This window comes from Microcoleus sp. Z1_A1 (genome assembly GCF_036700305.1).
Lineage (GTDB): Bacteria > Cyanobacteriota > Cyanobacteriia > Cyanobacteriales > Microcoleaceae > Microcoleus.
In genome coordinates this window covers 64,227-79,541 of record NZ_JAUBOR010000018.1, presented here as the reverse complement: position 1 = coordinate 79,541, position 15,315 = coordinate 64,227, and the positions used below count along the sequence as shown (strand labels likewise).

General features: G+C 47.5%; 11 protein-coding genes and 1 pseudogene. 2 read left to right on the top strand and 10 right to left on the bottom strand.

The window, feature by feature from the left end:
• The first annotated feature begins 104 nt into the window (after window positions 1-104).
• Both QT973_RS14235 and QT973_RS14230 read left to right on the top strand, forming a co-directional pair.
• Window positions 105-1,379: a type IV pilus twitching motility protein PilT gene (locus QT973_RS14235; RefSeq protein ID WP_333233794.1), complete on the top strand. Its 1,275-nt coding sequence runs from the start codon at window positions 105-107 to the stop codon at window positions 1,377-1,379.
• Window positions 1,380-1,454: 75 nt separating this feature from the next.
• On the top strand, window positions 1,455-2,255 hold the full coding sequence (locus tag QT973_RS14230) for a circadian clock KaiB family protein (RefSeq protein ID WP_333057317.1): 801 nt from the start codon (window positions 1,455-1,457) through the stop codon (window positions 2,253-2,255).
• Window positions 2,256-2,544: 289 nt separating this feature from the next.
• On the opposite strand, the gene QT973_RS14225 is transcribed toward QT973_RS14230, so the two are convergent.
• The 10 genes and pseudogenes from QT973_RS14225 to QT973_RS14180 all read right to left on the bottom strand — a co-directional run.
• Window positions 2,545-4,185 (bottom strand): thioredoxin-like domain-containing protein, encoded by a 1,641-nt coding sequence (locus tag QT973_RS14225; RefSeq protein WP_333057318.1) that lies wholly within the window; start codon window positions 4,183-4,185, stop codon window positions 2,545-2,547.
• A 180-nt stretch (window positions 4,186-4,365) separates the two neighbouring features.
• Window positions 4,366-5,364, bottom strand: a complete 999-nt coding sequence (locus tag QT973_RS14220) for a type II restriction endonuclease (RefSeq protein WP_333057319.1) — start codon at window positions 5,362-5,364, stop codon at window positions 4,366-4,368.
• On the bottom strand, window positions 5,345-6,772 hold the full coding sequence (locus QT973_RS14215) for a site-specific DNA-methyltransferase (RefSeq protein WP_333314366.1): 1,428 nt from the start codon (window positions 6,770-6,772) through the stop codon (window positions 5,345-5,347). The genes QT973_RS14220 and QT973_RS14215 overlap by 20 nt, the downstream gene beginning before the upstream one ends.
• 128 nt (window positions 6,773-6,900) lie before the next feature.
• On the bottom strand, window positions 6,901-7,056 hold the full coding sequence (locus tag QT973_RS14210; RefSeq protein WP_333057321.1) for a hypothetical protein: 156 nt from the start codon (window positions 7,054-7,056) through the stop codon (window positions 6,901-6,903).
• A gap of 34 nt (window positions 7,057-7,090) precedes the next feature.
• Window positions 7,091-8,422: a two-component system sensor histidine kinase RppB gene (rppB, locus tag QT973_RS14205; protein ID WP_333391559.1), complete on the bottom strand. Its 1,332-nt coding sequence runs from the start codon at window positions 8,420-8,422 to the stop codon at window positions 7,091-7,093.
• A gap of 1 nt (window position 8,423) precedes the next feature.
• The gene (gene rppA / locus QT973_RS14200; RefSeq protein WP_333259949.1) at window positions 8,424-9,137 is read right to left on the bottom strand and encodes a two-component system response regulator RppA; all 714 of its coding nucleotides are present in this window, start codon (window positions 9,135-9,137) and stop codon (window positions 8,424-8,426) included.
• A 241-nt stretch (window positions 9,138-9,378) separates the two neighbouring features.
• Window positions 9,379-12,516: an efflux RND transporter permease subunit gene (locus tag QT973_RS14195; protein ID WP_333391557.1), complete on the bottom strand. Its 3,138-nt coding sequence runs from the start codon at window positions 12,514-12,516 to the stop codon at window positions 9,379-9,381.
• A gap of 106 nt (window positions 12,517-12,622) precedes the next feature.
• A complete protein-coding gene (locus tag QT973_RS14190; protein WP_333057326.1) occupies window positions 12,623-13,282 on the bottom strand; it encodes a hypothetical protein in 660 nt (219 codons plus the stop codon).
• Window positions 13,283-13,673: 391 nt separating this feature from the next.
• On the bottom strand, window positions 13,674-14,642 hold the full coding sequence (arsM, locus tag QT973_RS14185) for an arsenosugar biosynthesis arsenite methyltransferase ArsM (protein WP_333057327.1): 969 nt from the start codon (window positions 14,640-14,642) through the stop codon (window positions 13,674-13,676).
• A 148-nt stretch (window positions 14,643-14,790) separates the two neighbouring features.
• Window positions 14,791-15,315 (bottom strand): annotated as a pseudogene (locus QT973_RS14180) (hypothetical protein); the annotation flags it as partial.

The window sequence follows — 15,315 nt, the reverse complement described above, 5'->3', positions numbered from 1 at the left end:
CAGTTAAGCTTTTGTGCAAGACGCGCACAATGGCGATCGGCATTGTTCAACTCCCACAAATCATCTGTTCGAGTCAGCCTTCTCACCAACTTAAGGTAGCGCATATGACACAACAGCATCCGCCCGCTCCTCGCCCGCCCGTACCCGGAGCCCCCCCACCACCCGGAATGCCCCGCCCTCCTGCTCCCGGAATGCCCCCCAGAGCAGCAGGAATGCCACCAGCACCGCCACCGGCACCAGCACCAGCAGCGCCACCGGCACCAGCACCAGCCTCGCAATCCTTCGCCACACCTAAAAGCCAGAGTTCTAGCAGCGGCGGATCTCCGACTTTGAAAGAGCTAGTCATGCGAGCCAAAGAAGAAGGAGTATCCGACCTTCACCTCGGAGTAAACGAAGTTCCCCGCTTCCGCACGCGGGGCGAGATTGCCGACATCGGCTATCCACCGACGGATTTAGATACGTTTTTTGGCTGGTTGCGGGAGTGCATGAGCGATGAAGAAATTGAAATTTTCCAAAAAACCCTAGACTTTGACGGCGCTTTCGACTTCGGGTTCGTCCGCATTCGGATCAGTTGCATGGACTCCTTGGCCGGCCCGGCAATGGTGCTGCGGCTAATTCCTGCCAAAATCTTGACAATGGAGGAATTGAAACTGCCGGAGGTATTTAGGAAAATATGTGGCTACCACAAAGGGCTGATTTTGGTGACAGGGCCGACAGGTTCGGGTAAGTCTACCACCTTGGCCGCGATGATCGACTACATCAATAAGAATAAAGCCTACAACATCATCACGATCGAAGACCCGGTAGAATTCGTACACGAAAGCAAAAAATCATTGATTAAGCACCGGGAAGTCGGCAGGCACACCCTCAAGTTTATGAGCGCTCTCAAAGGCGCTCTGCGACAAGACCCCGATATGCTGCTAGTAGGAGAAATTCGGGACAGAGAGACGGTGGAAATCGCCCTCAAAGCCTCTCAAACCGGTCACTTAGTTGCAGGAACCCTGCACACCAACAGTGCGGTTAAAACCCTGAACCGGATTCTTGATATGTTCGGGGCGGAAGAACAGGATGCCATACGGGTTTCAATTTCCGAATCCCTAGTGGCGATTATTGCTCAACTGCTGTGCAAAACCACAGACGGCAAGCGGGCTGCTTTCCACGACGTGATGATCAATACCGACGTGGTTAAGGAATACATTATGAAGGGGCAGAATGAGGAAATCAATCAAATCATGATCAAAGATACTTATGAAGGCATGACGACGATGAATAAGTCGCTCTACGGTCTTTATCAAGAAGGTCGGATTACTGAAGAACTTTGTGTAGAGAACTCGCCGTTCCCGAACGAAATGGCTCAGATGCTGCGAGGTCGAGTCTAAAGGTCGAGTGTTAACAGTTAACAGTTAACAGTTAACAGTTAACTGTTAACTGTTAACTTTTATTGGTGTACTGAATTGAAAGTCGATCGCCCTATTTTGCCAGAATTTTTCAAAGGCATTGCGCTGTTTACACCAGGGGGAGACTTAATCTATTGCATAGACCCCCACAAGCAAACTCGGTGGCATTTGCAGTTGTGCGTAGCTCTACAGGAGATCCTCGGTTTGTCGGAACCGCCGCATTTTCTGATACCTTGCTACACGGCAACCATTGACTGCTGGCTCGATCCAGGCGATCGGCAGGTGCGGGTTGCTGCCGAGGCTTACCCCCCCGTGCTGCGACATCAAACGCTGCTGAACGCCATTTTTGGGACTGGCGACTTAGTGTGGCATCCCCGCAGCGAAGAAATGTGCGAACCGATGGCAATCGCTACTTATCACGAACAATTCCCCGAACTTTGGGAAAATCACGACTTAGTTGTACAGTATGCCAGCCCCGAAGCTCGATCGGACTGGAGCAATTCCATAGTAACTCCCTTGGGCTTTCCGCAATCGCAGCAGACTCGGCTTCCCAAACCAACAGCACTCACCCCACCGCCACAAACTCAAGGGTACGTTTTGCGTCTGTTTGTTTCCGGCAGCAACCCCAGCACCGAACGCACTCTCGAAACTTTACACCAGTTCTTAGAGAAATGCCTCGATCGTCCCTACACTTTAAAAGTAATTGATGTTTTGAAACATCCAGACCAAGCTGAGGCAGATCAGATTTCAGCAACTCCTACTTTGATTAAAATCTGGCCGAAACCCGTGCGACGGATTGTCGGCGAATTGAACGATAATGAAAAAATAGTGCGGCTGCTGAGCTATTCGGAATTTTAGATTGGGGCGAGGATTTTTGCGATTATTTAATACGGGCGATCGCGGGTTAACTCACCATTGAATTAACCACATAAGACTTATGCACGATTGTTTAGAAACCGGGTTTTTTTACGAAAAGACCTGTTGTAGGCCGCAGATTCGGTAAAAAAACCGGTTTCTGCGTGCTAGGTTAACTTACTTGGCTTGAAAATTGTGGTAAGGTGCGCCGAATAGCACCCTACTTTAACACAATCAATCTGGCAATCACGAGAATTGAGAACCCTGCCTGAAGTAAAAAAGGTCGATCGACTTAATCAGGAAGACAAACATCCGGGGCGCACAAACTGGGGAAATCCAAAGTTGTGACTTCCAGCGTATCCAACTCAACTCTGCGAATTACATGATTGTTCGTATCAGCAACAAACAAATGAGGCCCGATCGCACTCAACCCTGAAGGTTCAAAAAATCGAGCCTTGAGACCTTTAGCATCAACCAAACCTGCTTTACCATCTCCAATCATTGTTCTGCACGTACCGCCCCGGTGGTCGATCCGCTTAATTTTGTGATTGTAAGTATCAGCCACCCATAGGTAATTTTGAGCGTATTCCACACCCAAACAGTGCTGCAACCTTACCTCCTCAGCGCGACCATCTTTATCCCCAAAACCAAACAATTCACCGCTACCGCAGACTGTACGCACCTTCGGGTCTTCATCAATACCCACAGCGCGAATCGAACTAATTTCGCTGTCAGCAACAAACAACTCCGATCGATCCGTAGACAGGCCACTGGGCTGAGAAAAAGCAGATTCTGCAAGATTCCCGTCAACACAGGATTCTCGGCCAATACCTGCATAAGTGGCGATCGTGCCAGTATCTAACTGCATTTCCCAAATTTGGTGGGAACCCGCCATTGCAATAAAAAGTCTATTTCCAACTCTTTCTAAATCCCAAGGCGAATTCAATTGCGTTTCTAAACCCTTGCCGCTGCGGGGTGAAATTTCGTGACTTTGTTCGCCCGTACCAGCAACAGTTTCCACCCGTTGAGTCGTAAAATCAATCTTTCTGACAGCATGATTTTCCGTATCAGCAACATATAGAATCTGACTTTCTGCATCAAAAGCCATACCTTGAGGTGCAAAAAACTCAGCCTCTTCAAACTCCCCATCAGTTAAACCCGGTTTACCGCTACCGATAACGTGCAGCACCTCACCTTCGAGGGTGCTGACAACAATCCTATTGTGGCCGGAATCGGCAATAAATAAGCAAGAACCCACTAAGTTTTGTATGACTGAATTAGCCGGCCCCGGCAATACAGTTTCATCTACAGATTCATTTTCCTGACTCATTTCGCCCAAAAGCGCGCCCTGTTGGTGAAGCTGTTTTGCCTCCGTTGCAGCGATCGCAAATGCCAGCACTTTACCCGGAAAAGCCAGCGGTGTTGAGACAGGTTTGCGCTGTTTTTCTAAGGTAAAACTGAGTTGTTTAAACTTGAGTGCATTTTTATCTTTGTATTCAGCAATTAACTTGCTAACTAACTCGTCAAGTGCTTCTCTATTGCCTTCGCCGGAAACAAAGCCAACGACATAACTTTCAGGATCGATCACCATTAAAGTCGGCCAAGCGCGAACCGCGTAGCTTTGCCAAACTTTCATGCCGCTGTCAACGATTACGGGATGTTCGATATCGTAGCGGAGGATAGCTTGGCGGATGTTTTCTACTTCTTTTTCGTTTTCAAATTTAGCCGAGTGAACGCCGATAACCGTGAGGGAATCTTTATATTTTTGTTCGAGGTATTTTAAGTCGGGGAGGACGTGCAAGCAGTTGATGCAGCAGTACGTCCAGAAGTCAAGGAGGACGACGCGCCCTTTTAAGGATTCAATGGATAAAGGTTTTTCGGTGTTCAGCCAGGGGTAGTTTCCGGGGAATTCTGGTGCTCTGACGCGGGGCATGGCATCTCCTGGGTAGGATGTGAATGATTTTTTTACTTCTTTAATTTAGCGGGAAGTTTGGCAGGATGGGAAGAAAGCTGATTAAACGAGGGCTTTTGGAGACAGCCAAGATGGCTGTGCCACCAGAGGGGGGCGAGGGAGGATGGTAAAACCGACACGCAGTCAAAACGGTTGTTGCTTTTATAAATTACATAACCAACGAGAAATAGATGCAAGTTGATTCTCCTGATTCAGATTTGCAGCATTACTGAGAGTCCCGTTTTCCAGTTGATGCCAGATTTCACCCGCCATCCTTCTTGCAACTGCCGAGCCCACAAAGAAAGTCAGAGGTGAGTGTCCAACTGTGGAAAATGCTTCGCGTATGCGATTTAGGGCCGCTTGTGCCGTTTTCCAATGCTCATCTGCACCGGCAGGATCGATTCCACCTTTAAGTTCGCCCAATGCAATAACATAGGGTGCCACGATAGATGGCTCAATTGCGCTGGATTTATTAGCTACCAACTCCGTCGGGGCAAGATTAAATAAACACAAATCCACATTGCTCTTGACGAGTGGAACAGTTAGGTTATAAATCAATGTGCGATTACCTAACTCGCTCTCCCAACTTATCCCACGTAAAGACAACTCAATTTCTGTGTCATCATTTGTCATGGCTATCCACTTTTTTGTCTTTGAGTCTTGCCAATAATATCTCTTACTAGCAATTGTGAGAGTCGAGAGGATAGCACGAGTTAGTTTTCTTTGTGCCAATACTCCGCCAACATTACGCATTGAGCCACCAAGCGTGTCACCACGAGTCAGTAGAAATCTAAACACCAATTCCTCCACAAAATTTGTGCCTGCTGGCTCAAGAAAATTCCTGATTAGACCATTGATAGCTTCACTTTTATCCTTTGGCATCAAATGAGCAAGAGACTTGTCAGATAATCCTGCGGCAGTCAACAATCCCATTTCAATGCCCTTAACATTTAACAAATCAGCAGGACTCTCAGCTTGACCCGCAGCTTCTTGAAGTGCTCTTGCTTGGGCGACATAAGGGGTAGCGCGTCGATTTTTTTCAAGGGCCAGTGCCACAAAACCAGCACGAGTGTCTTCATAGGTTGTGACAAGATCGTCACTGGATTGAAGGTGGTTACGATAAGCACACATAGGTATCCAGTTATTGTTTTTTCCATACATAAACGCACTTCCTCAAAGGAGCGCGTCCATAGTTTCCCATCTGTTGACTACTATTCCCCTTATCACCTGGTAAAACGAGAATATTTTCCGTAATAAAGCCGAGTTTTTCAGCGAAATCAGAAAGAATCAGGTCCACTGAAATACTTATACCTGCGTAGCGCACATTGTCATTAACCATAAACAAAAATGCCCCTGGTTTAAGGATACGAAAGCTTTCTTGTATTACGCAAGCCATTTCATAGAAATATCCTCTTACCATTCTTGGTATACCATTGTTGTTCAATATACCCTGTGACTTTTGGCTGTCCAAATATCTTAAGATAGCCTGCAAGAGAGTTTGCGAATTAGCAATACTTAAAGCTACTTCCCAAGCCGGATTGATAGCCAATAAATCTTTGGGGTGATTCTCAACCGTACAACTTAGCATTTCCTGACGCAGATTAATTAATTCCTTTTCAGAAATTCCTAGTAAAGCCAGCTCTAGTGCATAGGTGCGAGTATAGTCATATCGATTGCAGTAGGGTGGAGATGTGATGATTGCATCGTAGGTAGAGTCCGGCAAATCGGGCATTATCTTCAGACAAGAACCTTGATGCAAATTAATTTTGCCTTGTTGATTATTCTGAGTTTGAAAAAGTTCAAGTTGTTGTGTAGGAGGTTCTAAGTCGTTAACAAGTTCATTAAATTTTTTGGTAATAGCTTGACTGAACTCCAGAACCTCACCTTTATTGAAGGACTTCTTTGACGTGCCATGACCCGAACGGTAATCCCAACGAAGATACTGTCCATCTTTGCGTGTATAGCTTACGGATTCTAAAACACACAGTAAAGTCAAGACTAAAACTGATTGAACCTTGGTATTTTCTTGATAACAAGCTCCAAGATATTGCTCAATTTCTATTTTAGTTTCTTCGGAGTAAGCCCCTTTAGTAATTCTCAATTCTGGCAGAGTGACAGGGGTTTCAAATTTTTTCCATGTTTGCAAATTAAACCATGTCTTTAGCCGCTGAAAATCATCAATAGTGAAGGCAGTGTCTAAAAGAATTTTGGTATTAATTATATGTTGACCAATAGGTAATAATTCAATGCCCTCACCATCTATTCCCAAGTCGCTAGCAGCAAATAAAGCAGTTCCACTACCTGTAAAAGGATCTAAAATCTTGCCTTGAATGACTTGATATTGTTGGAATAAGAACTCTACCAAAGAAGCGGAGAAAGCTTCCTTATACTTGTACCACCTATAAATGGGTCTAGTTTTGTTAGCCTGAAAACTAACCAAAAGTCGGGTAAGCGAGGGCTGGACTACAAACTTGTCTTGAAAGCGATCGTGTAATTGCCTGTCAAGGTTATCAATCTCTCCCAGAAAGTCACTTTCCACTTCAGAGGCGATGTTGGAGATGCTTGACATATTTACCATGACTACAAATTATTAAATAACTAACTGTCGATCGTAGTATACCAGTATCTCCAATCAAAGAACGGGCAGAGGTCGCTACCCTTGTAAATTCTCTCTGACGAACCAGAGAATTAACCGCTTCAGAAATTATCCCCTCTGGCTGAACCCCAATTTTCTCCTTGGTTTTCCCGGCTGTTATTTTCCAGCATCACCAATACACCGTTAATTTTATTCTGCTCGATCGCACTTGCGATCGAGTTAACCCACAGCTTGATATTCGGCAGTTCCCCTTGCAAAGGCAATCTTGACGCGATCGCAGTAATATTGTTCTCATTTGAGTGGTAGACGGATTGTAAATGTACTGCCTTTTCCTAACTCACTCTGGACTTGAATGCTGCCTTGATGAGCCACTGCGATCGCACTTGCAATCGATAGGCCTAATCCAGCACCACCCGTGGCTCTAGAACGATCGCTCTGCACTCGGTAGAAACGATCGAAAATCCGCGTTTGCTCGGCTGGGTTGATACCAACACCTGTATCTTGAACTTGAATTATGGCTTCCTTGTCGGTGCAATCGAGGATGGCAAGGATTAGCCCTCCTGGGGGAGTGTAGTTAATCGCATTGGTAATTAAGTTTGTCACCATCCCGTAAAGTTGGGCTTCATCCCCAAGAATTACAACGGCTCGCGAAGCACGAATTTCTAACTTCAATTCCACCGAAGCCACCATGGCTAAACCTGCAAGTTCTTCTACTAAATCGCCAATCAGATAATTGAAACAGCAATGCTGCAATTGAGTCGGAATCTGTTGTTGCTCAAGTCTACAAATAAACAATAAATCTTTCACTAACCTAGAAAGGCGGATGTTTTGTCGTTCGATAATATCGAGGTTTTGACTAACCTCCGGTAAATCTTCAGCCAGACGAGTATCCTCAACAGTAGCCTGAATGACAGCCAGAGGCGTTCGCAATTCATGAGCGGCATCGGAGGTGAATTGTTGCATCTGGCGATAGGACTGATAAATTGGTCGCATCGCTAATCCAGATAACCACCAACTCGCTCCTCCCACTAGCAGCATGACCAAGGGTAAGCCTAAAAAGAGCAACAATCGCAAGGTGTTAAGATAGGCATCCCATTCTTTGAGCGATCGCCCAATTTGCATATAACCCCAAGGCAAACCGCTGTTTGTTCTCAGTAATAGAGAAATTTGATAAAAGCGATCGCCATTAGAAAGATGCAGAATTTGCCAAAACTCTTTTGGTGCAAAGTTTTCTAATACATCCGGCTGCTCTCCAACCTTTGCTAATATTTCCCCAGATTGGTCTAAAAAGCGGAGATAATATCCCTCCTGCTGAAACACCCTAGCAGTATGTCGCGCCCCGTCATTGCCTGAAGAGTAACAGTTTTCATTCCACAGACACAAACCGGGCAAAATAGTTTTCAAGCTGGATGAAAGCTGTCCCGGTTGTTGTAATTGTGGTTCGATAGTGTCATGCAGCGTTCCGGCTAAGGACTGTAGTTTTTGCTGGAGAATGTATCGCTGCGTGTGAAACACAACCTGATAGACTGCAACACCGCATATACCTAACAACAACCCCAGGACGATCGCGTACCAACCTGCAAGTTGCCAGCGGGTGCGGTTAAATAGTTTGTTGGAGTGCATATTACTTGTTCAAGCGATACCCGAATCCATGAACCGTTTCAATCATTCCGTCACAGTCATAATCTGCCAGCTTGCGGCGCAACAGACGAATTCTAGCAGCAACTACATTGCTCATCGGGTCAGTATCCACATCCCACAGCCGAGTCAAAAGTCGATCGCGCGAGAGGATTTGATTCGGATGCTGCATGAAATATTCCAGTAACCGAAACTCATTAGCCGTCAGAGGAATCACCGTTTGCTGTCCTCTGTCATTCGTAGTGCAGATAATTGATTTAGTATAGTCAAGCAGCAATCGCCCCACCTCAAGCTGGGCAGGATTGAAATATGGCGACTGTTCTGGAGACAAACTCCGTCCCCGTCGCTGGAGAGCTCGCAACCGGGCTAACAATTCTGCTTTAATGAACGGTTTCATCAGATAGTCATCAGCACCCGCATCTAGCCCTGCCACCATATCCTCTGTTCGATCTTTTGCCGTCAACATCAAAACGGGTAAAGGATTATTCTGCTGGCGCAAGCGTTGGCATAGTTCGACGCCAGAGATTTCCGGTAGCAACCAGTCAAAAATGGCAACCGTGTACTCGATCCATTGGTCTTCCAGATAGTTCCAAGCAGTTGTGCCATCTTGCACCCAATCCACCAGGTACTTTTCTCGGCTCAAGGTGCGTTGCACGATCGCACCCAAATCGGGTTCGTCTTCCGCCAGCAGAATTCTCATTTTATCGCTACCTAGTCCGATACTTTTTTGCTAACAAACATATACGAATTCTCGAAATTTATCCAACATTTTGGATCGGAATGATTTAACCGCAGAGAGCGCAGAGAACACAGAGAGAATAGAGAGATGAATACAGGACGATGTTACCGGATTTGATATCATATTGTTTCCGGTTGCATCGGTATTGTTTAAACAGTTAACAGTTAACAGTTAACTGTTAACTGTTAATTGTTAATTGTTATTAGCCTACTTCTTTGGTTGGTGTCTGCTCAATGCCATAGTTTCTCAGATCGGGCACTTTCATCACCCGTTTAGGCATCAGATACTTCCCAAATCGAGCATACAATGCAGGTAGAACCACTAGGGTGAGAGCAGTTGAGGTAAAGAGTCCGCCGAGGACAACGATCGCCAAAGGCTGCAACAATTCCTTACCAGCGCCACCGCTTAAAACCAGGGGAATCATCCCCAATGCCGAGGTGAGTGCTGTCATCAGAATCGCCAGCAACCGTTCCATCGAGCCTTCGACAATGACTTTGGGAAGCGGCATTCCTTGTGCCAGTTTGGTGTTGTAGTTGTCTACGAGCAGCAATCCATTGCGCGTCGCTACGCCAAACAGCGTCACAAAGCCCACCATTGACGGAACTGAGATAACGCCGCCCGTCAGCAGGACTGATATAACACCCCCTACCAGTGCCAATGGTAAGTTGATCATCACCATCAGCATGGCAGGAACGGATTTCACCGTGAAGTACATCAATACGGCGATCGCTAGCACTGCTAATATTCCGAAAATTAGGAAGTTTTGAGCAGCGCGTTGTTCTGACTCATACTGTCCGCCGTACTGAATATAGTAGCCTTGGGGCAGTTGCACTGATTGCTTTACCTTGGCACGAATGTCACCGACGACCGACGCAACATCGCGTCCCTGTACGTTGGCTGACACTACAATTAAACGCGAGACGTTTTCCCGGTTAATCGTATTGGGCCCATTGCCAAACTCAACCTTTGCCACTTGCGAAAGCGGGATAATTTGACCTGTTGGGGCATTAATTTGAAGGTTGCGAATCGTGTTGAGATTGCGACGGGCTGATTCGTTGACCCAAACCAACACATCGACCAACTGTTGACCATCGGGCACTTGAGCAACCACGCGACCATTCAGGGCTGTTTCCGTGAAATCGGACAATTGGGCGATCGTCAATCCGTAGCGAGCGGCTGCATCTCGGTTAAATTGAATTTGTACTTGACGGATCGGTATTTGGGGCTCAAGCTGAAGGTCTACCAATCCCTTCACGTCTTTCATTGTCGTTTCGATTTGTTCTCCTATGCGGCGTAGTTCTTGTAAATCGTTGCCGAATACTTTAATGGCGATCGCACTCCTGACCCCCGACAACACTTCATCCATTCTGTGACTGATAAATCCACCGACATTGGTGGCAACTCCCGGAAACTGACCCAATGCCTCCCGCAAGGCTTGAATCGAGGCAGGACGGTTTTGCATCGCAGCTTCACTCAGTTCCACGTCTAAGTGTGCCAAGTTCACCGATGCCGCATCCGGGTCGCCCGGAGCACGCCCCGATCGCAGTTGTACTGATTCAAACCGGGGGTCATCCTTAAGGGCGGTTTGAATCGCTAAGCCAACGCGATTGGTTGCTTCGAGTGAGGAACCCGGATAAAGGGCGATCGCATTCATCAGCGATCGTTCCTGGAATGTTGGCAGAAAATCCCGTCCTAACGTCGGCACAATCAGCATGGCCGCTACCATTGAGGCTGTTGCCATTCCTAAAATTAAGCTAGAGCGACGCATCGCCAACTGTAGCAACGGATGGTAAACTCGCTTGGAAAACAGTGCTAGGAAGGGTTCTGTCGTCTGCATCCGGCTGTGGGGCAGCAGAATGGCACACAATGCAGGGGAGATTACTAGAGATTCCAGGCTGGAGATGATTACCACCACCAGATAGGCAATGCCCATTGGGGTGAAGATCCGCCCCTCTACCCCAGAGAGTGTGAAAATCGGTGAAAAGACAATAATCCCAATTAACGTCGCTCCAATCAGCGACTCGCGCACCTCCTGAGAACCCTCAAAAATAATCTCCATTGCTGGCTTGGGATTGGGCGAGAGGCGATTTTCCCGTAAGCGGCGATCGGTATTTTCGCAGTAGACGATCGCATCATCCACTGCTGTCCCGATCGCCACTACCAATCCGCCGAGAGTCATGGTGTTGAGTTCCAGCCCGATCCAGGAACACACTAACAGCGAGAACAGTAGCGTGAGAAAGAAATCCAGCAAACATATGGTAAGGGTGCGCCAGTTCATCAGAAAGGGAATCAGAATGGCTGCGACAATCAAACTGCCTTCGATCAAAGCCGATCGCACATTACCAACTGAGGCATCAATGTAGGCATCTTGCCGGAAAGTGACATTCGCCTTCACATCCTTGGGTAAACCTGGTTTAATTTCCTCCATCGCCTCGATGATGGCTTGGGTGACGGTGGGACTATCCACCAAAGGTTGCTTGTTGACCATCACCACCACAGCCCGTTTAGTATTCCAACTGGCATCGCCTCGCGGTCGTGCAGCCCCAATCTTCACCTCTGCCACATCCCGCAGTAGAATGGGTTTTCCCTCCTGCACCTTGACCACAGCTTTTTGCAAATCTTCGATCGTCTGGATTTGTCCCTGTCCCCGAATCACCAATTCGCGATCGGGGTCAATCAACAATCCACCGGCGGTTTTGGCATTTGCCTCGTTTGCCGCCTTGACGACTTCCTGAAGGGAAACCTTCAACGCTTGGAGTTTTTCAGGATTCGCAATCACCTGAAACTGCTGCAAATCTCCGCCGTAAACCAGCACTTGCGATACGCCTGGAACTGCCAACAAGCGATTGTTGACTTTGCCATCCACCAAACGTCGCACTTCCATGATCGATGTAGTGTCAGACGTGAACGCATATTGAATCACCGTCCCGATGGGGGGAGCTAAGGGCGATATCTGCGGGGTACCAACCCCTTCCGGTAGTCTGTCTTGTGCGTCCTGCAATCGCTCTGCGACGAGTTGACGAGCTTGATAGGGGTCAGTTCCCCACTTAAACACCACGCGCAATACCGAAATTCCTACGGCTGAGGAGGTGCGGACGACTTCAACTCCAGGTGTCCCGTTGACTGCACTTTCTAGCGGTAACGTCACCAACGATTCCACCGCTTCTGGCGCAAGACCGGGGGCTTCGGTCTGTACTTCTACTTGAGGGGGCGCAAAGTTGGGCAAGACATCGAGGGGCATTCGACTTACAGTATGTGTACTCCAGATGGTTAGGGCGACCGCCCCCAACACCACTAACCATCGTTGAGCAATAGACCATTTGGGGATGACGTTTAACATAAAAATGAAATTTGGATAGCATTAGGCAAGCTTTTAGGAGACGGAGTAAAGAGATTTACTCCGTCGCGATCGACTGTTACCAAAAATCTTGGTTTTTGAATGTCTATTAGTCCTTGCCTTTTAACCCAAAGACGGCGAATCCACCCACCAGTAAAACTCCTGCGCCTGCTACCCACATCAAGGGTGACGATCCTTGAGCAGGCTGCGTTTCTGCTGGCAATGTAGCGGCCGATGCTTGCGTTTCTGCTGGCGATGTAGCGGGTGATGCCTGCGTTTCTGGCTGCGATGTAGCGGGTGATGCCGGGGTTTGGGCCTGCGGTTTACCTCGCAATGCCTCCGAGTACAAAAACGTTGCCCCCTGCGTTACAATCTGATTTCCCGGAACTAAATTGCCTTCTTTAATTTCCACCACATCTCCAGAGTCGCTACCAATCTGAACTGAGATTGGTTTGTAGGTTGTTCCTTCCTGGATGTAGACGAGCTTTTGCCCATTGGCATCAACTAAGCTGGTGCTGGGAACTTTGACAATACCTCCATCGGTTGTAGGGGCAATTGCCTCTGTCTTAATTCCCAATGCGGTTGCTTTACTGGCATCAACTTCGATCGGCTGCATAATCTTCGCCGCATCGCCACCTGCAAACTCGTTGTCATGCCCAACGTGCGCCAGCACCGGGGCCGAAGCCGTGCACAACACTAATCCCAAAACAAAACTAGATCCGTAACGGGCGATCGATAATGAACTTGAATTTAAATATTTCGATAGCATGGAAATTTCCTCCTCACATTTAGCGAACGGGGGTGATGAAGACAGCCACTCCTCTCAAGAGCAATCTATTCCTTACTTCAGAGTTGTGAACCTTCTCCCGCTAGGATGTCAGGGGGAAATAAAAATTTGATGAAAATTTGAGGCGAAGTCTAAAATTAGAGACCTCTAAGCTGTTGCGGCCTTTAAATTGTATGTCAAAAAAAATCAAAGTCTTGTGGGGAGTAGGGTTGGGCGTCCCGCCCGCCCTGAATATACAATTCAAATGCGCGACAGCTTATACCATTGCTCACTAACATGAGGTGAAAAGAGGGCATAGGAAGCGCCCACACCTCACTTCTTTGAGAAATGCTCTATTCCCCAAAGATTACAGCCACATTATTCCGAAATAAATCTAACAGCAACCGCCGCCGTTATAATGCCAAGTCGAATCAGTAATCAACACCTTATCCGGCATTAATCCCCCCAACTTCCCAGCAGTTTTATCGCACACCGCCGCCGGAACTCCCCGCTGCAAAACGTGACCTGCCCCGTCATCAAACAGCTCTTCAGACCCAGTATAAATCGCCGTCTTGCCAGTGAAAATGCAAGCTCCGTCATCCGGTACATCCACTTTGAAAGACACCGAATCTAGGCTTTCTAACAGCAAATCTGCATCCAATTGATAATTGTGTTTGTCCAGCAATCGGTAAGGACGGCGCGCCCGCACTTCGACTTGCCCAAAACCAACGTCTACAAGGTGTTGGACGTATTCTGCGTATGTCAAAGCGCCGGACAAACACAAGGCCCGCAAGCGTTGGTCTTCCTTCAAATGCTGCGGAATGGGGCGAGTTGCGATCGGATCGCTCATCAACAATCTGCCACCGGGTTTTAATACCCGATAAGTCTCTTTTAATGCTTTAGCTAAATCCGCTGGTTCAAAGATATTAAACAAGCAGTTTTGGGCGACAACATCTACAGAAGCATCCGGCACCGGCAAGGCAAAAGCATCGCCTTCACAAATTTCCACAAAACTCGGATCGAACCAATCATTTTCGTGGGCGGCTATTTGCAAGTTTCGTGCAGCCGCATCTCGCATTGCTGGAACTGGATCGACGGCAATAACCGCTCCTTTGTGTCTAGAAAAATACGCAAATTGTAGTGCTTCTAAGCCGCCGCCGACGCCTACATAAAGCACGAAGGGATTGCCTACAAGTTCGGCGGCGTGAACGGTTGTGCCGCAGCCGTAATTCATTTCTTGCATTTGTTCGGGAATTTTTAATCCTGGCAATTGCAAGGGGCTGCTTTGGACGCAGCAAAGTCCGATTTGGGGGGTTTCGGCAACATCGCTGTAGAATTTGGCTGCTGTTTCGAGGTAGGTCATTTTTTAGTGTCCTAATTTTTGATTTTTGACCGCAGATTGATCGCGGGCGGGACGCCCATGCCACGAAGCCCAGAAAGTTTTTGTTAGGTGGCAAATTCGACTGGATCGCGGGCGGGACGCCCATGCCACGAAGCCCAGAAAGTTTTTGTTAGGTGGCAAATTCGACTTTTTGTTCGGATTTTGGCTGATTTTTGGGTTCGGAAACTGTTGGTTCGGGAGGGGCTAATTCGCTGGTTGGCTGGCTAGCAGTTTCAGCGGCAACTGGTGGCGTTGGCGGTACAAGATTGGGAGACTGTTCTGGTATCGCGGGAGCGACTACTTTTGGTACTGGAGCTTTTTCTGTTATTTCTGGCAGGGCTGGTGGCTCTGAATGATTAGCAGGTTGGGGTTCTTGATGCAGGAAGTTGCGGAACCGATTGTAGTATCCTTTATATTCCTGTTTTTTTGTTTGGGGAGATTCTGTTGGGGTCGGTTCTATTATTTGAACTGGTTCTAAAATTTTAGGGGTTTCTAACTGTGGAGTTGCTGTCGGTGTCGGTTCTATTACTGGAATTGGTTCTACAATTTTCGGCGCTTCTAACTGTGGAGTTGCTGTTGGTGTCGGTTCTATTACTGGAATTGGTTCTACAATTTTCGGCGCTTCTAACTGTGGAGTTGCTGTTGGTGTCGGTTC